Here is a 20422-nt window from a genome sequence, read left to right as displayed (position 1 = left end):
GAAATCAACAATCCCGCCCCTACGCGGACTGATAATGAACCGCCGGTCCCAGTGCCGGCGCCTAGAAAAACCGCGATCGGCTCCACTGGAATTGTCTGCGCGTTTACCGTGTGCTCCGAAGGTCCGGAACAACGTTCTACCTCTACGTCGAGCACAACGCGCGGCCCAAATGAATAAGGAAACTCCCTGTGAGTGAATTGCACACCCATGAAATCCTCAGCGATGCCTCCGGTACGGAAGTCCTTGAGCCTGAAGAGACCATCGTTACCACCGCGGTAGCTAAAGAAATTGAAGAGAAGTCTTTCGCCGACTACGACGTCCGCGCAGACATCGTTGAGTCGCTGGCTGATGCCGGAATTACTCATCCTTTCCCCATCCAGTCCATGACCTTGCCCGTAGCCCTTGCTGGCCACGACATCATTGGTCAGGCCAAAACCGGAACGGGTAAAACGCTCGGCTTTGGTATCCCCGCTCTTCAGCGTGTGGTTGGCCAGGATGACCCCGGCTATGACCGTTTGCCAGCACCGGGTGCGCCTCAAGCACTCGTTATTGTTCCCACGCGTGAACTTGCCGTTCAGGTGGCTAACGATCTTCAGACTGCCTCACGCAAGCGCAACGCGCGGATAGCTACCATTTACGGTGGGCGCGCCTACGAGCCTCAGATTGAAGCTCTTCAAAAGGGCGTTGAGCTTGTAGTGGGTACCCCGGGTCGACTCATTGACCTTTACAAGCAAAAGCATTTGGTCCTCAAAAACGTCAAGATCGTGATCCTCGATGAGGCTGACGAAATGCTTGACCTTGGTTTCTTGCCGGACGTGGAAACATTGATCGCTGGTACTCCTGCGGTCCGCCAGACCTTGTTGTTCTCTGCCACCATGCCTGGCCCGGTCATTGCTATGGCCCGGCGCTACATGACCCAGCCCACGCACATTCGTGCAGCTGACCCGGATGACGAAGGCCTGACCAAGCGCGACATCCGTCAGCTGATCTACCGTGCCCACGCCATGGACAAGATTGAGGTTGTGGCACGTATTCTGCAGGCACGTGGCCGCGGACGCAGCATCATCTTCACCAAAACCAAGCGCACCGCCGCCAAAGTTTCTGAAGAGCTGGTTGATCGCGGTTTCGCCGCTGCAGCCATCCACGGTGACCTTGGACAGGGTGCACGCGAGCAGGCTTTGCGAGCTTTCCGCAACAACAAGGTGGACGTTTTGGTTGCCACTGACGTTGCTGCCCGCGGTATTGATGTGGACGATGTCACTCACGTGATCAACTACCAGTGCGTAGAAGACGAGAAAATCTACTTGCACCGTGTTGGCCGCACCGGCCGCGCAGGCAACAAGGGCACCGCGGTGACCTTTGTTGACTGGGATGACATGCCTCGCTGGGGTCTGATCAACAAGGCCCTAGGCCTGAGCGTCCCCGAGCCAATCGAGACCTACTCCTCTTCACCCCACCTCTATGAGGACTTGGACATTCCGGCCGGCACCAAGGGCCGTTTGCCCCGCAATCAGCGCGTACTTGAAGGCGTTGGCGGCGAAGTTCTTGAAGACTTGGGCGAGACCGGCAAAAAGAATGCTGGAGGTTCGCGTCCGGATTCTCGCGGCCCCCGGCAGAATTCCCGCGGTGGCGCTTCACAGGGTTCACGCAGCGGTTCTCACGACCGTAACCGCGACGGCGGCCGTGATTCCGGACGCCAGTCCGAGGCCGCCACTCGGGATGCCGCAAGCACCTCACGGCCCGCACGTGATGAGAACCGCACGGAGGCCGCAGCATCAGCGTCGTCCGAGCCGCGCGTTCGCCGTAACCGTAGCCGTACTCGTCGCCGTAACGGCGAGGTAGTCAACGCCCCGGAGCAGGGTGGCAACAACGCCCCCTCCACTAACGAAGGCTAAGACGCCTCGATGCACAACTCTGTCTGGGCGCCGGACGGCAGCAATTTGGTGGTTCACGCTGATAATGCGGAATTTTTGCCAACACTGCCGGACGGCGCCTTTACTCTGATTTATGTTGATCCGCCGTTCAACACCGGGCGGGTTCAAAGCCGCCAGCTGACCACGATGGTACGCAGCGAAGCCGCCGATGGTGACCGCGTGGGTTTCCAAGGCCGGTCTTATGCCACGGTCAAGGGCGCCTTGCACCGTTACGACGACGCGTTCAGCGACTATTGGGCCTTTTTGGAGCCTCGGCTTATGGAAGCTTGGCGCCTTCTTGCCGACGATGGCACCTTGTACTTGCACCTTGATTACCGTGAGGTGCACTACGCCAAAGTGATGTTGGATTCGATCTTTGGGCGCGAATCGTTCCTCAACGAGATCATCTGGGCCTACGACTACGGCGCACGAGCGAAGAACCGTTGGCCCACCAAGCACGACAACATCTTGGTGTACGTCAAAAACCCGTCCCGTTATCACTTTGATGCAGCAGCTGTGGACCGGGAACCCTATATGGCTCCCGGGCTGGTCACCGAGGCCAAACGAAAGCTCGGCAAACTGCCGACCGACGTCTGGTGGCACACCATCGTCTCCCCCACCGGTAAAGAGAAAACTGGTTACCCCACGCAGAAGCCCGAGGGCCTCATTCGGCGCATCGTGACAGCGTCAAGCCGTGAAGGCGACTGGTGCTTAGACTTTTTTGCCGGTTCCGGGACGCTCGGTGCTGTCGCTTCAAAATCGGGGCGCCGTTTTGTGTGTGTTGACCAAAACCCGCCAGCCATCGAAGTAATGGCCAAGCGCCTGGGTGCGGTAGCCGAGGTAGTAGGTTTCCCTAGCTCCAAGAACGCATAAAAGCGTGGACCGAGTCGGCGATCATTTGCACAGCGATCGCCGAGAGCAAAAGACCAGCAATACGGGTGACGAGTTCCACGCCGTTCTCACCCAATACCCGCTGAACCAGCCCAGCAAAGCGCATGGCCAAATACAGGGCCGCGAGGGTTACAGCAATGCCCAAGCCTACTGCCAGGTACTGCGGGAACGTCGAGGACCGCTGCACGTTGACCATCACTGCCACAATCGCGCCCGGACCTGCCATCAACGGAGTACCCAACGGCACAAAGGCAACGTTTTTGTACTTGGTAGCTGTCTCTTCGCCACCCGTAGAGCCAGTGAGCAATTGCAGTGCGATCAGCACCAGCAGCAACCCACCAGCGCCTTGAAGCGCAGCGAGGGAAATGTGCATGTAGTTCAGAATGGATTGGCCAAAGATGGCAAAAGCCACAATCACACCGGTGGCCACCAAAAGCGCTTGTAACGCTGAGAGGTTCCGGTCTCGGGGCGACATTTGAGCCGTCAGAGACATAAAAATGGGCACGGTGCCGGGCGGGTCCATGATCACAAATAGCGTCACGAGTACCGAGGCAAAAAGTTGCAGGTCAATCCAGTTCACTAGCCAAGTTTAGTGGCCCAGTTTAGGCAAAAGGACTGAAACGGCATGTGAAATTGCCAATCCAGCTCCAGCTGTTCAGGACCTTAGGGACGTACGACGGCGGCGCCTCGCCCTTGGGCTTCAATCTCCCCCAAGGCTTCCTCGCTGGTCAGGTTCTCGCCGAGGCGGTTAACCTTTCCGCTGCCGTGATAATCGCTGGACCCGGTGATCAACAGTGAGTGCTTGACAGCGAGCTGGCGCAAGAACTCCCGGCCGTCCTCAGGATTATCTCGGTGGTCAATCTCTACCCCGGCCAGTCCGGCGTCGATCATCTCTAGAAAGACTGACTCTTCCACTACCCGGCCGCGGGCTGCGGCAACAGGGTGAGCGAAGACGGGCACGCCACCGGCCGCACGGACCAATTCAACGGCGCGGGCAGGATGCGGCGCATAGTGATGCGCGTAGTACTTTGAGTGCGGCGTGAGAATGGAGGCGAAAGCTTCACTCCGGTCAGCCACTATCCCGGCGGCTACAAGCGCGTCGGCAATGTGCGGCCTTCCTACGGTGGCACCGGGGGAAACGTGAGCTGTAACGTCATCCCAGCTCAGCGGGTAGTCCTCCGCCAGCAAGTTGACCATGGTCTCGGCCCGGCTGAGCCGCGCGTCGCGAGCTTTGGTGATCTCCTCGAGCAAACCAGGATCCGCCGGATCGTGCAGGTAGCTGAGAAGATGGACGCTGATCCCATTGTCCGTGCGGCAAGAAACTTCCATTCCGGGAACAAAGCTCAGCCCTAAAGCCGTTGCTGCAGCCGCCGCTTCTGCCCAGCCAGCCGTGGTGTCGTGGTCCGTGAGCGCCACGACGTCAAGGGCTGCAGCGTGCGCTGATTTCATCACCTCGGCAGGAGATTCGGTGCCGTCGGAGATGCGTGAATGGGTGTGCAGATCGATCCTCACGCTCTCAGCCTAGACGAGCTGGGGCCATTGAGCCCCTCGCGCTTGGCCGCCCGCGCGCCCGGTGAGAACATGGGATGGTGACTAACGCTGAAAACACCCCCGAAGTAAGCTCTCAAGCTCTCGAAGACCGCGTGAATAATCGTTCACAGCGGCCCAATTCTGTTGCTTTTAAGGCCTTTATGGCTAGCAACTGGGCCCCCGCCTCTTCGGAGTTGCCGGGCCTCGACGAGGTCGCAGACCACGCCGCCGGACGCCGTCGTGCCATTTCTGAACTGTTCAAGGGCGAACGTTTGGTGATTCCGGCTGGCCCGTTGAAAGTCCGTTCCAATGACTGCGATTACCGTTTCCGCCCGCACTCCGCTTTTGCCCATCTGACCGGTTTGGGCTTGGACCATGAGCCGGATGCTGTGCTGATTCTGGAACCTACCGATGAAGGAAAGGGCGATGACGGCGGTCACCACCACGCGACGCTCTACTTCCGTCCTTTGGCCGGCCGGGACACCGAACAGTTTTACGCCGACGCCCGCTCAGGCGAGTTCTGGATTGGCCCGCGCCCAACCTTGGCGGAGTTCAAGGCTCGTTTGGGTCTTGCCACTGCTCATCTTGATGAGCTCGAAGTTGCCATCACCAAAAACGTGGGTGCGCCGGAGATCGGCGGAATTTCCATCCGCTTGGTGCGCAAAGTTGATGAGAACATCGATGCTCTTGTTGATACCGCACGCTACAACACCGCGAAGGACCCTGAGAACCTTAACCTCACCGCGTTGGACGCCCTGGACGAGGTTCTGAGCGAAGCGCTCTCTGAGCTGCGTCTACTCAAGGACGAGTGGGAAATTCAGCAGATGAAGGTGGCCATTGCGGCCACCGTTCAAGGCTTCGAAGAAGTTGTGAAGTCCTTGCCTCGAGCCATTGGCCACCGCCGCGGCGAGCGCGTTGTTGAGGGCGCATTTTTTGCTCGTGCCCGCGAAGAAGGCAATGAGCTGGGTTATGACACAATCGCAGCCGCCGGTAACAACGCCACCATCCTCCACTGGACCCACAACAATGGGACAGTCAAGGAAGGCGAATTGCTTCTCTTGGACGCTGGGGTCGAAGCAGATTCGCTCTACACCGCTGACGTCACCCGTACCTTGCCTACAAACGGCACCTTTTCCGAGGTTCAGCGCAAGGTTTACCAGGCTGTACTGGACGCTGCCGATGCAGGTTTCGCAGCAGCCCAGCCGGGTGTGAAGTTCCGCGATATCCACTCCACGGCAACCCGCGTTTTGGCCGAGCGCCTGGCCGAATGGGGCCTGTTGCCGGTCTCCGTAGAAGAAGCCGTTTCTCCGGAGGGCCAGCAGCACCGCCGATGGATGCCCCACGGCACCAGCCACCACTTGGGACTGGACGTTCACGACTGTGCCCAGGCCAAGCGCGAGCTGTACCTCGACGGCGTACTGACGGAGGGAATGGTCTTCACCATTGAGCCGGGTCTCTACTTCAAGAACGAGGATCTGGCGATCCCGGAAGAGTACCGCGGTATTGGTGTGCGCATTGAGGATGACATCCTGATGACCGCTGAAGGTCCAGTCAATCTCTCCGCTGCACTTCCGCGCACCCCGGAGGAAGTTGAGAACTGGATGGCAGGGCTAGCTCAGGGCTAAACCCGCCCTACTGCAAAAACGGCGGCTTCGGTTGCTCTAGAACTTCTAGAGCAACCGAAGCCGCCGTTATGTGGTGACCCTCTTGGCTTCCCTGGTGCTGTCCCCTTCCCCAGTGCTGCACTGCCAGGACGGTACTAGCAGGAAGGTACAAGCAGGAAAGTACTAGCAAGAAGGGACTAGTCAGTCTTAGGTCCGTTGCCCTGCTGGCCGTCCTGAGGAAGTCGAATGCCATATTGCGGGCGGCCGTCCGGAAGGTCAGGGTAATTGGTGGACTTACGCTCCGTAGGCGCGGGGGCCACTTCGGTGTTTGCGGCAGAATCCGCATTGTGCTCGCCAGCTGAGTTCTGGCCTGCGCTGTTCTGGCCTGCGCTGTTCTGGCCGTAAGGATCATTCCACGTGGCGGGTCGCTGTGGCTCCGTACCACCTGAAGGTGTGCCCTGTTCCCCATACTGCGGCTGCTGGTGCTGCTGAGGTTCCTGTTCCGGCTGCGCCGGTGCTGCGGGCTGCTGGTAGGGAGCCTGCTGGTAGCTCTGCTGCGTAAACACGCCCGCATCGTGGCCACCCGGAGCAGCGTCAGAGGCCTTCATGGGCAACTGTTGCAGCAAACGACGTGCCTCATGGGCAGCTTCTGGAGCCACGATAACGTCATAGCTGGATGCCAAGACTTGACTCGTTGAGGTGAAGTCTCGCTTACCGCGCTGCATGGCGTAGGTAACGATCCCGAAGAGCATAAAGAACGCGGCGCCCATCAGCACGGAGGTAATGATGGAGAAATATCCGCCCGGTGAGAAAAAGGACAGCAGAACGCCTACAAATAGCCCGAACCACATACCGCTCAGAGCCCCGGAGAGGGCAACTCGCGGGTAGCTCAGGCGGCCAGTGACTCGCTCAACCATCTTTAAGTCATTGCCCACGATCGAGACCAGCTGAACCGGGAACTGCTGATCCGCCAGATAGTCCACCGCCTTTTGGGCATCCAGATACGAAGTGTAGGACCCAATAGTGTCCCCAGTAGGGACAGTACGAGCCTCTTCAAGGGCCTTGGGAGCACCAAAGATGTTTGACATGTCTCCATTGTTGCCCATATGGATGTGAGAAGACTGAAATTCAGCTAAAAGAGAGCAGACTCGGTAGCCTGTAGGGGTGAGTACAAATACTTCACGCGTCTTTGTTGCGCGTCTGTTAGGGCTCGATGTTTTTGACCCGCTCGGTGACCGTCTTGGCCGACTGCGGGATGTTGTGGTGCTCTCCAGAGCAAACCGCGGCGCGCCACACGTGGTGGGTATCGTGGTCGAAGTTCCCGGCAAAAAACGCGTATTTGTTCCAATGACCAGAATTACGTCCATGGACCAGACCCAAGTCATCTGCACGGGTTTAGTAAATCTGCGCCGCTTTGAACAGCGCGGTGCCGAAACGCTGGTTGTTGGCGAGATGTTTGACCGCCGCGTCACCTTGGCCGACGGCAGCGGTGACGCCACCATCGAGGACATCGCCATGGAACAGCACCGTTCCGGCGACTGGTTTGTGGCCAAACTTTTTGTTCGGCGTGGCCATTCTTTGTCGCCGTTGAGCCGCTTGCGCCGCAACGAAACACTCATCGTTGACTGGGCTGACGCCTATCAAGGCGCCCGGACCGAGCCTCAAGCTGCCACAGCTTTTGTAGCCACTCACGAGGACCTTAAGCCCGCTGACTTTGCTGAAGCTCTCCAAGAGATGAGCGGCAAACGCCGTTTTGAAGTGGCCCACGAGCTCCAAGATGAGCGCCTTGCAGACGTTCTTCAAGAGCTCCCCGAAGAAGACCAGGTAGAGATTCTTTCCTCGCTCAACGTTGAGCGCGCTGCAGACGTCCTCGAAGAGATGGACCCGGATGACGCAGCGGACCTTCTCTCCGAAATGCCCGAGGCCCAAGCTGAAGAGCTCCTGCAACTCATGGAGCCTGAAGAAGCCAAAGACGTGCGTCGACTACTCGAATACGACGAGGACACTGCCGGTGGTCTTATGACCCCTGTGCCGGTGATCTTGCCGCCCGAAGCCACAGTGGCCGAGGCATTGGCCCACGTTCGTCGTGAAGAGCTCTCCCCTGCTTTGGCGTCGTCGATATTTATTGCGCGTCCCCCGTTGGAGACGCCCACCGGACGTTTTTTGGGTGTTGTCCACATCCAACAATTGCTCCGCTTCCCGCCGCCGGAGCCACTGGGCAACCTGGTGGATAAAAATTTGGAGCCGGTCTCTGACCAAGCTCATATTTCTGAAGTAGCTAGGACCTTGGCTACGTACAACTTGAACTCTCTTCCGGTAGTCAACGAGGCCGGGCGGCTGGTTGGCGCTGTTACCGTGGACGATGTTCTTGACCATTTGTTGCCAGATGATTGGCGTGTTCACGAAGACAATGCACCGGTAAGAAAGTTGGGAGGCAGGATTGGCTGAGGTTAGTAGCACCCACGCACGCAAGCACCCCACCAAAGGCAGCCTGGATACTCCGCTGACCTCTCGAAAGCGGCTCTTCCCCAAGTTCTCGCCTAACCCGGATGCATTCGGTCACGCCACGGAAGGGTTTGCCCGTTTTATGGGCACACCCCAGTTCTTGGTCTATATGACGATTCTTTGCTTGTTCTGGCTGGGCTGGAACACGTGGGCACCGGAACAATGGCAATTCGATTCCAAAGCCCTGGGCTACACACTCCTGACCTTGATGCTTTCGCTTCAGGCCTCCTACGCAGCACCTTTGTTGCTCTTGGCTCAAAACCGGCAAGATGACCGGGACCGCGTCTCCCTCCAGCAAGACCGCCAACGGGCCGAACGCAATCTCTCTGACACCGAGTACCTCACCCGTGAGCTGGCCTCGTTGCGTATAGCTTTGCGTGAGGTCGCCACCCGCGATTACGTCCGTGCCGAGCTGCGTTCCTTGCTGGAAGACGTCATCGAAGCTCAGCATGAGATCCACAGTCAGGACGAGACGACCCCTGACGCTGAGCGGACTCCGGAGAAGGTTCGCGAAAAAATCAAGGACAAACGAGAGAACAAACGCAATCCTCGAACGCAGCAGATCACTTCCGTCAAGGCACCCAAGGACGTGACTCCCCCACAATGATCGTGCCCGAAGAATCTCTCCTCAGGGCTGCGCTTGACCGCGTCATTGACCCAGAGCTTCGCCGTCCCATCACCGAGCTGGGCATGGTGGAATCGGTCCACGCTGATGCTGCGGGCACGGTGGACTTGGCAGTGCTTTTGACTATCGCTGGTTGCCCGCTACGGGAAACCATTACTGCAGATGCGACGGCGGAGCTCAGTGTGGTCCCGGGCGTCACCGCAGTGAATGTAACGCTGAAGGTTATGAGCACCGAGCAGCGCGAGCAGCTCAAGGAAATGCTCCGTGGCCCCGGTGGTCAACGAGGCATCCCCTTTAACGAGCCCAACTCTCTTACCAAGGTGTATGCCGTAGCGAGTGGTAAAGGCGGTGTGGGGAAGTCTTCAGTCACCGTTAACCTTGCCTGCGCACTGGCCGCTCAGGGGCTTCGTGTGGGCATTGTGGACGCAGATGTTCACGGCTTCTCTGTGCCCTCGCTGATGGGCATCACACAGGCTCCCACACGTATGGATGACATGATCCTGCCACCGGTTGCACACGGCGTGAAGGTCATTTCGATCGGTATGTTCGTTGACGGCAATCAGCCGGTTGCCTGGCGTGGACCAATGTTGCACCGAGCATTAGAACAGTTCCTCACGGATGTGTACTTCGGCGATCTGGACGCGCTCTTTTTGGATCTACCTCCCGGCACCGGGGACATAGCCATCTCGGTGGCTCAATTGCTGCCTAAAGCCAAAATTCTTGTAGTGACCACTCCCCAATCGGCGGCTGCGGAAGTTGCCGAACGGGCTGGTTCTATTGCCACACAGACCGGGCAGAGCCTGGCCGGCGTTGTGGAGAACATGTCTTACCTGGAACTTGAAGATGGCCAGAAGCTCGAAGTATTTGGCAACGGTGGCGGTGAGTCTCTCGCCGCGCGTCTGTCCGCCAGTACCGGGACGCAGGTACCGCTTTTGGGGAAGATTCCGCTGCAGGTCAGTCTTCGTGAAGGCGCAGACAGCGGCATGCCTGTGGTCCTCTCACAACCAGCAACAGCTGCTGCCAGGGAACTGGAAAAAATTGCTGCTTCACTGGCGGCTCAGCCACGTGGTTTGAGCGGAAGGTCACTGGGCGTCTCCGTCAAATAAGGCGTCTCCGTCAAATATGCCGGCGGCCAAAGTACCCCACCGGCCGCTGCGCGTAGGTACCTTGGTTGCTCGCGTAGGTACCTTTTAGGTTGCTTCCGAGTCGAAGGGTGCCGCTTCGCCTTGAGCCAAGCGTTCAACAACACGTTCAGGCGCGGCTGGCTCGTTACTCTGTGAGGCTGCTGCTACCGCGGCAGGAGCAGTTGCTGCGGCAACTGTCACGGCTGCGGTGGCCGGGCCGTCGTCGAGCAGTGCTTCACGGATAATCCGGCGAGGATCGTATTGACGAGGATCGTACTTTTTCCAGTCGACCTCATCGATGTCTATGCCAACTTCTTCTTTGATCTGTTCGCGGGCACCAGAGGCCATACGGCGAACTTCACGGACCAAATTAGCCAGCTTTTGGGTGTACTCGGGCAAGCGCTGAGGACCAATCACCAAAACCCCGATGATCAGCAGAAGAAAAAATTCTAAACCGTTGATTCCGAACACCTTAGGAAGATTACCCTCTCTGGAATGGATGTAGCGATTTTTGCGTGAGCTGTGTCATCACAGATGCAATTTAGACGTCCGTGGAGCCGATGAGCATCCGTAGTCCGCGCAGGATTTGTGTAAGCGGATTGTGGCTGCGCTCACCGTTTGAACGCGCACTCGCATCTTCTGGCAGCAGTGCTGCGAGGGCCTGTCTGGCCTGTTCATCGGTTAAATTGGCCGTGATGGTGTATCGGCCGCCACTGCCCGTAATCACACCCGTCCATGGCCGCCCGGGCGTTGAATCAATGGCCTGCGAAACGTTCGCCGCAATGGCTGCCTCGGTGCTGGGCGCAGAATTCGGGGTTAGGCTGGGGCCCACATTGGCTGCCATTGCCCGCTCAGAACCGTGTGAGTCGTTGTTGGCAGTAGCTTCCGGGTGTTCTTCGGTGACTGCAATCCAGTGTTTACCGTCGCTCAACTGCAAGACAACACCAGGACCTGCTGGCAACTCTACGGAGCGAGCAGAGACCACCGAATAGCCCAGCGAGGACAACTCTGGGCAGGCCCAACCGTGCTCTCGCAATGAAGCCAGCGCCGTGGCGTCGAGGCTCTGGGACTCGCTGACTAAGGTCAGAGTTTTGTCCGCAGTACTAGTCGCAGTCGGGGCGGTGGTACCACCACCCACTGAATAGGCTGCTACGGTGAGTGCTGCAGTAGCAAGGGTGGCAGCAGAAACAATCCCAGCGCGTACCAACGGACGGGCGAAGTGTTTGTGCAGGACGAGTGGCTCTGATTGTGTGGTGCCTGGTTCAAGAGCACTAGTTCGCTCCAGAATCCGGGCAGCAAGGTCACTTCCGCCACTGGGAACAGGTGCAGAGCGCAGCGTCTCCAAATACTCCCGGCGACGGTTTAGCTCCAAGGCGCACTCAGAACATTCTGCGAGGTGCGCTGGCGAATCTGGATGAGCGACCAACGGCAACTTACTCAGATCAACGGCTGCCGTCAGCCGGGTAATGCGGCCCACGGTGCTCTAGAGAATTCCAGCGATGCGCGGCATCTTGAGCCGCGGCTTGGCCACACTAGTGCGAGGATCGCGGTGTGCAAGCTTTTCCCGAAGCATGGTCCGGCCACGGTGAATGCGTGAGCGAACCGTGCCGAGCTTGACGTCTAAAGCTTGGGCCACCTCTTCGTAGGAAAGACCTTCCAGATCACACAGGACGACGGCGGCGCGGAAGTCTGGGGGCAGCTCCTCTAACGCTGCCTGAACGTCCAAATCCAGGTTGTTGAGTTCGAAGCTCTGCTCAGGACCGGGCTCGCGGCCAGGGATGCGCGATTCAGCATCGTCAGTGAAACCATCAAAACGAATCCGGCTTTTGCGGCGGGCTTGATCCAAAAAGAGGTTGGTGGTGATGCGGTGTAACCATCCATCCAAAGTGCCCGGTTTGAAGTTCTCGAGAGAGCGGAACACCCGGACAAAAACTTCTTGGGTGAGGTCTTCGGCGTCGTACTTGTTGCCGGTGAGACGGTAGGCGAGGCGGTAGACCTTAGCCGAGTGGTTAGTTACCACTTCTTCCCATGTAGGGCGGACCCAGTTCTCCACAGAGTCGCCGCTTAAGGGCTCCACACTGGACGAACCGTGCGACTGTGGTGTTGCAGCACTGCTGTACTGGACGTTAGTCAGCGATTCCGTTGACATGGCCCACTCCCCTTCAGGCAATAGTGCCAGCTGGCTGCTTTCCTACACTGGAGCTTCCCGGCGCTGGCTGAGTGTCCATCGTGTCAAATATCCCTGTGAATTTGCTGAACAACAACTCATGTCCGCGACGGGCGAAATCGGCTCAACGGCTCTCGCGCGTGCAGGCAGTAGGCTTGAGTGAATCACAAACTCTCGTTCCCCAACGTGTATCTCCCTGTTCACAATCACCGAAAGCGAAATTCATGAGCACCGACAAGTCCATCAGCTGGTCCTACTCCGAGGGTCTACCGGCCGAGGATGAGGTGCTGTTGCGTGCTCGTGAACGCTCCTACGAGCTTGGTGTCAGCGCGGTTTCCGCCGGCGTTGGTGCGGCTCTGACAGTTATTGCCGCCGCCACCAAGGCCAAAACGGCCGTGGAAATCGGCTCGGGTGCTGGCGTTTCGGGTGTGTGTTTGCTGCGCGGTTTAGACACCAACGCAGTACTAACCACGATCGATGTGGACGTAGAACACTTGCGTGCCGCACGGCTGGCCTACCAAGAGGCTGGCAGCGCCGCCAACCGTACGCGGACCATTTCAGGCCGGGCTGCAGATGTTTTGCCGCGTCTGACGGACGCCGCATACGACCTCGTTTTTATTGACGCCGATAAGCCAGGTTTGCCCGGCTATGTGGAACAGGCAATCCGCTTGCTCAAGCGCGGTGGAACGTTGATCATCAACGATGCACTGGACAAGGACCGGGTTTCGAACCCTGCTGCGCGTGACGCAGGCACTGTTATTCTGCGCCAAGTAGGCAAGACCATTCGTGAAGACGAACGGCTGTTCTCCGCCATGCTGCCCACCGGTGATGGACTCTTAGTAGCAGTCAAAAAGTAGCCAGCGCCAGTTTGACCTCAGCGCCAGTTTGAATGGGCCGGCTAGAGTGCAAGAAGCCTCGGCGGGAAACTCCCCGCCGAGGCTTGACTTCTTAACACCAATTATTCAGTGACGCCGGAGAGGCACCCTTTGAGCTCGGCAGCTTCGGCAGCATTGAGCTCCACTACCAATCGTCCGCCGCCTTCAAGCGGGACGCGCATAATAAGGCTGCGCCCTTCTTTGGTCACTTCCATTGGACCGTCGCCTGTGCGTGGTTTCATGGCAGCCATAAGGAAAATCCCCTCCGATAGTCCGAGGACCAGCAGCCCGGTTGGGCTGGGTCCACAAGGCACACAGCCTTTACAGCGGCCGCTTGCGCAGCCGCCATGGCTGAACACTTCACAGTGTTGATGTACTTGCTCGGCTTCCATTATCCCGCAGATGGGCGCGGGTAGCCAATTGATGGACATACTCTTTGTGACTTGCCATACACCGCATTTGTGCTAGTGCAGCACAGGCATCATCGAGAGCTCAGGGTGTTTCCCTCACGTTCTTAGGGCGGGTAGTCGCCGCCGCCAGGCAGCTGCGCCCAAGCCCACAACCACACCACCCAGACAATCTGTAAGAGCACAAACATCAACACCACAGCACCGCGATAGGCCCTGGACTTAGAAATCAGGACTCCTGCCAGCGCAAGTGGAAACAGCGGCAACAACATTCTGAACGTACTGGTTTGTGGATCCAGAAAAACGAATAAGTATCCCGCATAGCAGTAGCACCACAAGCGCAGTGGCGTGCCAAGCGCACGGACCGGGCGGGAGTTCATGGCCCACACAAAGAGTCCCAGCAGCAACAACGGAGCAACAGCTCCTAGGACAGGGCCAAACAAGTTGCCCGCCGCATCAAACCACGGCTTGATCGGTACCAGAGAACCACCACGCCACACGGTTTCAGTTTTGGTGTAAGCGGCCGGGTCACCCGTGCGCGCCCAGGCAATGGCTGGCCACGAAAGTGCAGCTATCACCGAGACCACTGCCAAGGCAGCGAGGCGCAATAGTTGGACCGAATCGGCGGAGGCGTGCTGTTTTTGTGCCCGCGAATCCTTGATGAAAATCCACAGCTGAGCAATTAGGTACAAACCCACCATGGCAGCGAATGGCACCCCCGTTGGCCGTGAAAGGCACATCAGAATCACCACAGGGATGGCTGTCAGATAACGCTTTTGAACCACAAACAAAAGTGACGCCGCAAGCAATAGGAGGTTCAGCGATTCTGCGTAGGGAACCTGCAAAATCGGTGAAACCGGAAAAACGGCTACGAACACCACCGCCCATAGTGCTGCTGTGCGAGAAGCGATCTGCCGGAACAACTGGTAGATGACCAGCGCTGCGCCCAGCCCAGCCAACATGGCAATACCCGTCAGCATGAACCCTAGATCCGCGCCGGTCAGAGCAGAGAGCGCCCGTGCCAAAAACGGAAATAGTGGATAAAAGGCCCATGTGTTCTCTTGGACCTTGCCGTTCTCTCCCAGCGGTAATTGGCTAGGATAACCATCCTCCGCAGCCCTCTCATACCATTGGGCATCCCAAATCCGGATGAATGCCCAATACCCCGGTTTAGGCTCAAACCAGGGGTTAACTCCTTGATGCAGTGCTGCGGCAGAAAAAATGCACGCGCTAACAAGGCGTGCAATGACGTAAATGCCAACAACATGTGCCCACCCGGGCCAAGCCCGTGCGCGCACTTCTTGAGTGTGCAGAAGTGTCACGGGGAGTCCGCTTCAGGTGCACCGTGGGCAAGCTGGTGCTCCAACTTTTTGATGTAGGCGTCTTTGATAGTTAGCTCATCGCGTAGGGCATCAAGAACTTCATCCACTTGATCCATCCGGTAACCGCGCAGCCCTAGTGCGAACCGAACACGATCAACATCTTCGGCACGTGGATCACTCGGCAACAGGACGGCTGGAAGGTTGGGAACTGGGTCATCAAGCCCGTCCTCCCACGCAGGAGTTCCGAGCTTGCGGCCCCGCACGGTTAACCGGCTCAGGAGCGGTGTACCAAAAATCGCGGCGACACCGATCACTACCACAGCGAGGAAAACCAATAAGTTGCTCACGGAACCATGGTGCCAGACGCTAAGCGCAAGAGCGGACAATGCACCGCCTGCCACCATCCAAACATCAAGAAATGACTCACCGGAAGATCACTCCGGACGAGGCCCATCATTCTTATCCTGCTCAACGCTGTCCAAGACTAATTTCACGGCTTCTTCAGGAGAATCAACCACCTGAATCAGGTCCAGATCCTTTTCGGAGACCATTCCTTCTACGACCAAAGTCCCGCGAATCCAATCCAGCATGGGGCGCCAAAAGTCGGTCCCCAAAAGAATAATCGGGAATGATGTCACCTTGCCCGTTTGAACCAAGACCATCGCTTCAAAGAGCTCGTCCATGGTGCCAAGGCCACCGGGCAGGACAATAAAACCCTGTGCATATTTAACGAACATTGTTTTGCGGGCAAAGAAGTACCGGAAGTTCACGCCCAGATCCACCCACTCGTTGAGCCCCTGTTCGAAGGGCAGCTCGATCCCCAGCCCCACTGAGACGCCTTTGCCTTCCACCGCGCCTCTATTGGCCGCTTCCATGGAGCCAGGCCCACCGCCGGTGATCACTGCTATGCCTGATTCGGCGAGCAAGCGTCCAACTTCTTGGCCCATCTCGTAGTACTTACTGCCTGGTTTGGTCCGAGCCGAACCGAACACGCTAACCGCTGGACCCAGATCGGCGAGTGCTCCGAACCCTTCAACGAACTCGCTCTGAATGCGCAAAACTCGCCACGGGTCGGTGTGGATAAATCCGCCGGTTCCCTTGGTATCCAGAAGTCGTTTGTCCGACATTTCCACGTCCGCTTGTTCACGCCTGAGCTGAACCGGGCCCTTTCGGCGCGGTTGGTTGGAGTGCACAGATGCTTCATTGATGCTCATGTCCCAAGGCTAACTGTTCATCCGGAAGGTCCTTTACTCCCGGCCCATCCCGTCCCGCCCACCACCGGTTCTACTGCGGGCTTCCATTCAAAAAGTCCTGTCCAAGAGTTTCTGTTCAGTTACGATCCGGCGCAGTTTTCTATGATTCAGTTCACAGAACCTGAAAGTTCGCTAGATTCTTCCTATGACTATTCCTGCCACCGGTGATGCCCTCGTCTCATTGACCTCGGTCAACAAGCACTACGGACAGCTGCACGTCCTCAAGGACATCAACCTAAACGTCAAACGAGGTGAGGTTGTTGTGGTGATCGGCCCCTCAGGGTCCGGAAAGTCCACCCTCTGCCGCGCCATCAACCGTCTAGAGACCATCGACGACGGCGTTATCACCATCGACGGAAAGAAACTCCCCGAAGAGGGGAAGGAACTGGCCAAGCTGCGGGCCGACGTCGGAATGGTTTTCCAGTCTTTTAATCTCTTTGCCCACAAGACGATTCTTGAAAACGTGACTCTGGGTCCCATCAAAGTTAAGGGCGTGGCAAAAGCTGAGGCGGAAAGGTTCGCTATGGAGCTTCTGGAGCGTGTTGGCGTTGGTAAGCAGGCTCCCAAGCTCCCCGCTCAGCTCTCCGGTGGCCAGCAGCAGCGCGTTGCCATCGCGAGGGCCTTGGCTATGAAGCCCAAGGTGATGCTTTTTGACGAGCCCACCTCTGCTTTGGACCCGGAAATGATCAACGAGGTTCTGGACGTGATGGTTCAGCTCGCCAAAGAAGGTATGACCATGATTGTGGTCACCCACGAGATGGGCTTCGCTCGCAAAGCCGCGGATCGTGTGGTGTTTATGGCCGACGGCGAAATCATCGAAGACGCCACCCCTGAAGAGTTCTTCACCAATCCCAAGAGCGACCGCGCCAAGGACTTCCTTTCTAAGCTCCTGACGCACTAGTCACCATTTAGAGTTCGCACCCTGGCCTTAACCTAGGCCGCACCAATGAAAGGAATGTCATGAAGACATTTTTCACGCGGAGGAAAGCCCTCCTAGTCGCAGCATCTGCCGCGGTGGCGCTTTCCCTGAGCGCTTGCGGCGGTTCTCCGACCGGAACTAACCCGGCCCCGGTGGACAAGCCCAGCTTTGAAGCAGGCAGCACCATGGCAAAGCTATCCAGTGCTGGCAAAATCACCATCGGCACCAAGTTTGACCAGCCGCTCTTCGGTCAGAAGGGTCTGGACGGCAAGCCCGTTGGATTCGACGTGGAAATCGGCAAGATGATTGCCGCTAAGTTGGGTATCGCTGCAGACAAGATCGAGTGGAAAGAATCTGTTTCCGCCAACCGTGAGCAGTTCATCAAAAACGGCGATGTAGACATCATTGTTGCCACGTACACCATCAACGACAAGCGCAAGAAGGAAGTTTCCTTCGCTGGCCCGTACTACGAAGCTGGCCAGGCTTTGATGGTGAACAAGGACAACACCTCCATCACCAAGCCCGAAGACGTTAAGGGCAAGAAGGTTTGCTCTGTTACCGGTTCCACCCCGGCTGGCACCATCGTTGACAAGTACGGAGCCATCTTGGTTCCGGCTGCCACCTACTCTGCTTGCCTCGAACCGCTGCGTAACAAGCAGGTCGAAGCCATCACCACTGACAACGTGATTTTGGCTGGCCTCGTGAACAAGGAGCCGGACGCATTCAAGTTGGCCTCTGACGAGACGTTCACCAAGGAGCCTTACGGCATCGGCCTGAAGAAGGACGACACCGTGTTCCGTAACTGGATCAACGATCAGCTCGAATCTTTCGAGAAGGACGGCTCCTACACGAAGGCTTGGGAAGCCACTGCTGGCGCCGTAATCAAGACTGCACCTCAGCTGCCCACGCTGGACCGCTACTAAGCGTTTAGTCGCCTAGCACTACCGTTGCCGCCAGCCCCTACGCTGGCGGCAACGGGGCCCGTAGCGAATTTTTCTCACACCACCGCCGAAGGACACTATGGACGTCATCATTGAAAGCCTCCCGCAGTACTGGGACGGTTTTCTCAGAACCCTTTATCTTTCGGTCGTCTCGGGCGTACTAGCGCTTATATTCGGCACCATTTTGGCGGCAGCTCGCGTCTCCCCCATCGCTGCACTACGCGGTTTCAGCATGACGTATGTAGAGATTGTGCGGAACACGCCACTGACCATTGCATTCTTCTTCGCTGCCGTGGTGTTGCCACGTCTTGGCATCAAGTTTGAACAATTCGAAGTAGCAGCGATCATCGCTTTGACCGCGTACACCTCCGCTTTTATTGCTGAAGCTGTGCGCTCAGGCGTCAACAGTGTTCCGGTGGGCCAGGCCGAAGCAGCACGCAGCATTGGTATGGGCTTTAACCAAGTACTTTCCTTGATCATCCTGCCCCAGGCCGTGCGGACCGTAATCCCACCGTTGATCAACATTCTGATTGCTTTGGTCAAGAACTCCTCAGTGGCTGGAGCTTTCTATGTCCTTGAGCTCTTTGGCTACGGTAAACAGCTCACCAATGACCACGGCGATGCCGTTCTTTGGGTATTGGTAGGCGTGGCCATCTTCTACCTGCTCATTACTGTCCCCCTGGGCCTGCTGGCCAACCAGGTTGAGAAAAAGGTGGCGATTGCCCGATGAGTTCAGTTCTTTATGATGTTCCCGGCCCCAAGGCTCGGCGTACTTCCCTCATTGGAACCATTATTGGGATAGTCCTGATCGCCGCGCTTCTGGTGTGGATCATCATGACTCTTGCCACTCAAGGGATTTTTGAAAGCCAACGCTGGGCAGTATTCGGCATCCCGGATGTTTGGTCACTGTTGGGCAATGGAATTGTTGCCACTCTCAGTGCTGCAGCCGTGGCAGCAGTCATCGCATTTCCGCTTGGCCTTCTGCTGAGTTTGATGCGCATCTCGCAAGTCGCTGCCATTCGGGTTCCCACCCGAATTGTGCTGGAGTTTTTGCGCGGTATGCCGGTAGTTCTGATGATGTTTTTTGTGTTGCTGGTTTTCGCAACCGGCTCCTTTACCGCTGTGGTTGCCGGCTTGGTTCTGTACAACGCAGCCATCTTCGCCGAAATCATCCGCGCTGGTATTCAGTCCTTGCCGAAGGGGCAGCGCGAAGCTGGTTTGGCGATCGGTCTGACCAGCTTCCAGTCCCGCCTGAGCATCGAACTCCCCCAGGCTATCCGCAGAATGTTGCCCTCACTTGTGGCACAGCTGGTGGTCCTTTTGAAGGACACATCCTTGGGGTACATCGTTTCCTACGAGGAGCTCTTGCGGAAGGTTCAGATTATGGCTGACTTCCTGGGCCCGCAGTACCTGTTCCCAGTGTTTTTTGTGGCCGCAGCCATCTACATCGCCATCAACTTCTCCGTCTCCCGATTGGCTATTTGGATTGAACGCCGTGGCTCTAAAAAGGCCGCCGGCGGTGTGGCTCCAGCTCCTACCGCAGGAACCCCTACGGCCAGCAAAACTGCCTGACACGCCATAGATTCTAAAAACTGTTCCCGGCACCCGAAAAGGTGCCGGGAACAGCTGTTTAACGCTGATTATTGGACCTGAACCCAGATGCGAATGAACTGTTTTCACGGCTACTCAACGGGCAATCTGCGCCAATATCGGGTAGAAATGAAGAGGTGGTAAGCCGCCAACAGTGTTCTACGGCACACTGAAACTAGTTTCTTTGAGGATGATTCCCTTGCCGATATCCGGCTTCCAAAGCTTCATCAACCTGACCGAACCCCTGCGACACATCACCGGTGAAATATCCGGTTCCCCCGCCGGTTCCCATGTCCACATCGATGGTGATTCGCCCCGGGACCTCCAAGCTGCAGCGGAAGGCATCGACGCCGCCGAACTGATCTTGGACGCTTCTCCACTCACTAGCGTGGCAGTGGATGCAGCCGCCGCCTTAGGGTATGGACGGATCGCCGTCGCTGGCCACGCGGATGTGGCCCAACTTGCCTGTGTGGCCGACGACGTCTGCCTACCGCCGCTTTTGCTGCAGGTCACCGCTGAGGAATTAGAGGACGACGGCGTGCGACGCATCAGCCGTTTACTGGCCGCCGTCCGCACACACTACGGACTGATTCCTGCTGGCTTTGACTTGTTGCTTCCGGAGCACAGTGCGAACGATGCCTCCTTGGACTCCTCGCTAATGGTACTCAAGGGGTTCAGCGAGCGGATGGAATCAGGTTTTGGCTTGCGCCTGAACGAACTGTGCTTCCGCCCGCAGACCCTACTGGCTGCCTAAAA

At 57.5% G+C, this 20422-nt stretch carries 22 protein-coding genes; 12 read left to right on the top strand and 10 right to left on the bottom strand.

The window, feature by feature from the left end:
• The first annotated feature begins 188 nt into the window (after positions 1-188).
• On the top strand, positions 189-1895 hold the full coding sequence (locus ACQQCD_RS01020; RefSeq protein WP_430266530.1) for a DEAD/DEAH box helicase: 1707 nt from the start codon (positions 189-191) through the stop codon (positions 1893-1895).
• Between the two features lie 9 nt (positions 1896-1904).
• Entirely contained in the window at positions 1905-2786 is an 882-nt protein-coding gene (locus tag ACQQCD_RS01015) for a DNA-methyltransferase (RefSeq protein ID WP_430266529.1), read from the top strand.
• Here the strand turns inward: ACQQCD_RS01015 and ACQQCD_RS01010 are convergent.
• Complete coding sequence (locus tag ACQQCD_RS01010) at positions 2767-3375, bottom strand: MarC family protein (protein ID WP_430266725.1); 609 nt, start codon at positions 3373-3375, stop codon at positions 2767-2769. The two genes, ACQQCD_RS01015 and ACQQCD_RS01010, sit on opposite strands and share 20 nt — an antisense overlap.
• A 92-nt stretch (positions 3376-3467) precedes the next feature.
• Entirely contained in the window at positions 3468-4316 is an 849-nt protein-coding gene (locus ACQQCD_RS01005) for a PHP domain-containing protein (protein WP_430266528.1), read from the bottom strand.
• Between the two features lie 77 nt (positions 4317-4393).
• Between ACQQCD_RS01005 and ACQQCD_RS01000 the strand changes: the two genes are divergently transcribed.
• The gene (locus tag ACQQCD_RS01000) at positions 4394-5959 is read left to right on the top strand and encodes an aminopeptidase P family protein (RefSeq protein WP_430266527.1); all 1566 of its coding nucleotides are present in this window, start codon (positions 4394-4396) and stop codon (positions 5957-5959) included.
• Positions 5960-6135: 176 nt separating this feature from the next.
• Here the strand turns inward: ACQQCD_RS01000 and ACQQCD_RS00995 are convergent, their stop codons facing one another.
• Positions 6136-7026, bottom strand: coding sequence for a general stress protein (locus ACQQCD_RS00995; protein WP_430266526.1), 891 nt, complete (start codon positions 7024-7026; stop codon positions 6136-6138).
• Positions 7027-7102: 76 nt separating this feature from the next.
• Between ACQQCD_RS00995 and ACQQCD_RS00990 the strand changes: the two genes are divergently transcribed.
• From ACQQCD_RS00990 to ACQQCD_RS00980, 3 genes are read left to right on the top strand one after another with little or no spacing between them, the layout of a single operon-like run.
• Positions 7103-8386, top strand: a complete 1284-nt coding sequence (locus tag ACQQCD_RS00990) for a magnesium transporter MgtE N-terminal domain-containing protein (protein ID WP_430266525.1) — start codon at positions 7103-7105, stop codon at positions 8384-8386.
• Entirely contained in the window at positions 8379-9050 is a 672-nt protein-coding gene (locus tag ACQQCD_RS00985) for a DUF1003 domain-containing protein (RefSeq protein ID WP_430266524.1), read from the top strand. The genes ACQQCD_RS00990 and ACQQCD_RS00985 overlap by 8 nt, the downstream gene beginning before the upstream one ends.
• 2 nt (positions 9051-9052) lie before the next feature.
• Positions 9053-10174: an Mrp/NBP35 family ATP-binding protein gene (locus ACQQCD_RS00980; RefSeq protein ID WP_430266523.1), complete on the top strand. Its 1122-nt coding sequence runs from the start codon at positions 9053-9055 to the stop codon at positions 10172-10174.
• A gap of 84 nt (positions 10175-10258) precedes the next feature.
• Here the strand turns inward: ACQQCD_RS00980 and ACQQCD_RS00975 are convergent, their stop codons facing one another.
• The 3 genes from ACQQCD_RS00975 to sigE all read right to left on the bottom strand — a co-directional run bounded on the left by ACQQCD_RS00975 (position 10259) and on the right by sigE (position 12341).
• The gene (locus ACQQCD_RS00975) at positions 10259-10663 is read right to left on the bottom strand and encodes a Sec-independent protein translocase TatB (RefSeq protein ID WP_430266522.1); all 405 of its coding nucleotides are present in this window, start codon (positions 10661-10663) and stop codon (positions 10259-10261) included.
• 70 nt (positions 10664-10733) lie between these two features.
• Positions 10734-11669: a hypothetical protein gene (locus ACQQCD_RS00970; RefSeq protein ID WP_430266521.1), complete on the bottom strand. Its 936-nt coding sequence runs from the start codon at positions 11667-11669 to the stop codon at positions 10734-10736.
• Positions 11670-11675: 6 nt separating this feature from the next.
• The gene (gene sigE / locus ACQQCD_RS00965; protein ID WP_430266520.1) at positions 11676-12341 is read right to left on the bottom strand and encodes an RNA polymerase sigma factor SigE; all 666 of its coding nucleotides are present in this window, start codon (positions 12339-12341) and stop codon (positions 11676-11678) included.
• Positions 12342-12583: 242 nt separating this feature from the next.
• Here sigE and ACQQCD_RS00960 point away from each other — a divergent pair, with 242 nt between their 5' ends.
• Complete coding sequence (locus ACQQCD_RS00960) at positions 12584-13216, top strand: O-methyltransferase (protein ID WP_430266519.1); 633 nt, start codon at positions 12584-12586, stop codon at positions 13214-13216.
• A 101-nt stretch (positions 13217-13317) separates the two neighbouring features.
• Here the strand turns inward: ACQQCD_RS00960 and ACQQCD_RS00955 are convergent, their stop codons facing one another.
• From ACQQCD_RS00955 to ACQQCD_RS00940, 4 genes are all read right to left on the bottom strand, one after another.
• The gene (locus tag ACQQCD_RS00955) at positions 13318-13485 is read right to left on the bottom strand and encodes a DUF3117 domain-containing protein (protein WP_430266518.1); all 168 of its coding nucleotides are present in this window, start codon (positions 13483-13485) and stop codon (positions 13318-13320) included.
• 263 nt (positions 13486-13748) lie between these two features.
• Positions 13749-14963 carry a hypothetical protein gene (locus ACQQCD_RS00950; protein WP_430266517.1) on the bottom strand — a complete coding sequence of 405 codons (1215 nt, stop codon included), beginning with the start codon at positions 14961-14963 and terminating at the stop codon, positions 13749-13751.
• Complete coding sequence (locus ACQQCD_RS00945) at positions 14960-15310, bottom strand: DivIVA domain-containing protein (RefSeq protein WP_430266516.1); 351 nt, start codon at positions 15308-15310, stop codon at positions 14960-14962. Before ACQQCD_RS00945 ends, ACQQCD_RS00950 begins: the two co-directional genes overlap by 4 nt.
• Before the next feature lie 87 nt (positions 15311-15397).
• Positions 15398-16177: a TIGR00730 family Rossman fold protein gene (locus ACQQCD_RS00940; protein WP_430266515.1), complete on the bottom strand. Its 780-nt coding sequence runs from the start codon at positions 16175-16177 to the stop codon at positions 15398-15400.
• Positions 16178-16361: 184 nt separating this feature from the next.
• Between ACQQCD_RS00940 and ACQQCD_RS00935 the strand changes: the two genes are divergently transcribed.
• The 5 genes from ACQQCD_RS00935 to ACQQCD_RS00915 all read left to right on the top strand — a co-directional run bounded on the left by ACQQCD_RS00935 (position 16362) and on the right by ACQQCD_RS00915 (position 20420).
• Positions 16362-17117 (top strand): amino acid ABC transporter ATP-binding protein, encoded by a 756-nt coding sequence (locus ACQQCD_RS00935; protein WP_430266514.1) that lies wholly within the window; start codon positions 16362-16364, stop codon positions 17115-17117.
• Positions 17118-17176: 59 nt separating this feature from the next.
• On the top strand, positions 17177-18058 hold the full coding sequence (locus ACQQCD_RS00930; RefSeq protein WP_430266513.1) for a glutamate ABC transporter substrate-binding protein: 882 nt from the start codon (positions 17177-17179) through the stop codon (positions 18056-18058).
• Positions 18059-18155: 97 nt separating this feature from the next.
• Positions 18156-18806, top strand: a complete 651-nt coding sequence (locus ACQQCD_RS00925) for an amino acid ABC transporter permease (RefSeq protein ID WP_430266512.1) — start codon at positions 18156-18158, stop codon at positions 18804-18806.
• On the top strand, positions 18803-19648 hold the full coding sequence (locus tag ACQQCD_RS00920) for an amino acid ABC transporter permease (protein ID WP_430266511.1): 846 nt from the start codon (positions 18803-18805) through the stop codon (positions 19646-19648). Before ACQQCD_RS00925 ends, ACQQCD_RS00920 begins: the two co-directional genes overlap by 4 nt.
• Before the next feature lie 217 nt (positions 19649-19865).
• Entirely contained in the window at positions 19866-20420 is a 555-nt protein-coding gene (locus ACQQCD_RS00915; protein WP_430266510.1) for a hypothetical protein, read from the top strand.
• Positions 20421-20422 lie beyond the last annotated feature (2 nt).

It is taken from the genome of Pseudarthrobacter sp. J1763, from assembly GCF_050490295.1.
Classification (GTDB): Bacteria; Actinomycetota; Actinomycetes; order Actinomycetales; family Micrococcaceae; genus JBNPEO01.
The sequence above is the reverse complement of the archived record's forward strand: the minus strand, read 5'-3'. Positions and strand labels throughout refer to the sequence as shown.

Excerpts from the sequence above, each read along its gene's own strand:
- ACQQCD_RS00930 (WP_430266513.1), top strand. The coding sequence starts at position 17,177 with ATGAAGACATTTTTCACGCGGAGGAAAGCCCTCCTAGTCGCAGCATCT.
- ACQQCD_RS00955 (WP_430266518.1), bottom strand. The coding sequence starts at position 13,485 with ATGGCTGCCATGAAACCACGCACAGGCGACGGTCCAATGGAAGTGACC.
- ACQQCD_RS00960 (WP_430266519.1), top strand. The coding sequence starts at position 12,584 with ATGAGCACCGACAAGTCCATCAGCTGGTCCTACTCCGAGGGTCTACCG.
- ACQQCD_RS01015 (WP_430266529.1), top strand. The coding sequence starts at position 1,905 with ATGCACAACTCTGTCTGGGCGCCGGACGGCAGCAATTTGGTGGTTCAC.
- sigE (WP_430266520.1), bottom strand. The coding sequence starts at position 12,341 with ATGTCAACGGAATCGCTGACTAACGTCCAGTACAGCAGTGCTGCAACA.
- ACQQCD_RS00935 (WP_430266514.1), top strand. The coding sequence starts at position 16,362 with ATGACTATTCCTGCCACCGGTGATGCCCTCGTCTCATTGACCTCGGTC.
- ACQQCD_RS00925 (WP_430266512.1), top strand. The coding sequence starts at position 18,156 with ATGGACGTCATCATTGAAAGCCTCCCGCAGTACTGGGACGGTTTTCTC.
- ACQQCD_RS00920 (WP_430266511.1), top strand. The coding sequence starts at position 18,803 with ATGAGTTCAGTTCTTTATGATGTTCCCGGCCCCAAGGCTCGGCGTACT.
- ACQQCD_RS00940 (WP_430266515.1), bottom strand. The coding sequence starts at position 16,177 with ATGAGCATCAATGAAGCATCTGTGCACTCCAACCAACCGCGCCGAAAG.
- ACQQCD_RS00995 (WP_430266526.1), bottom strand. The coding sequence starts at position 7,026 with ATGTCAAACATCTTTGGTGCTCCCAAGGCCCTTGAAGAGGCTCGTACT.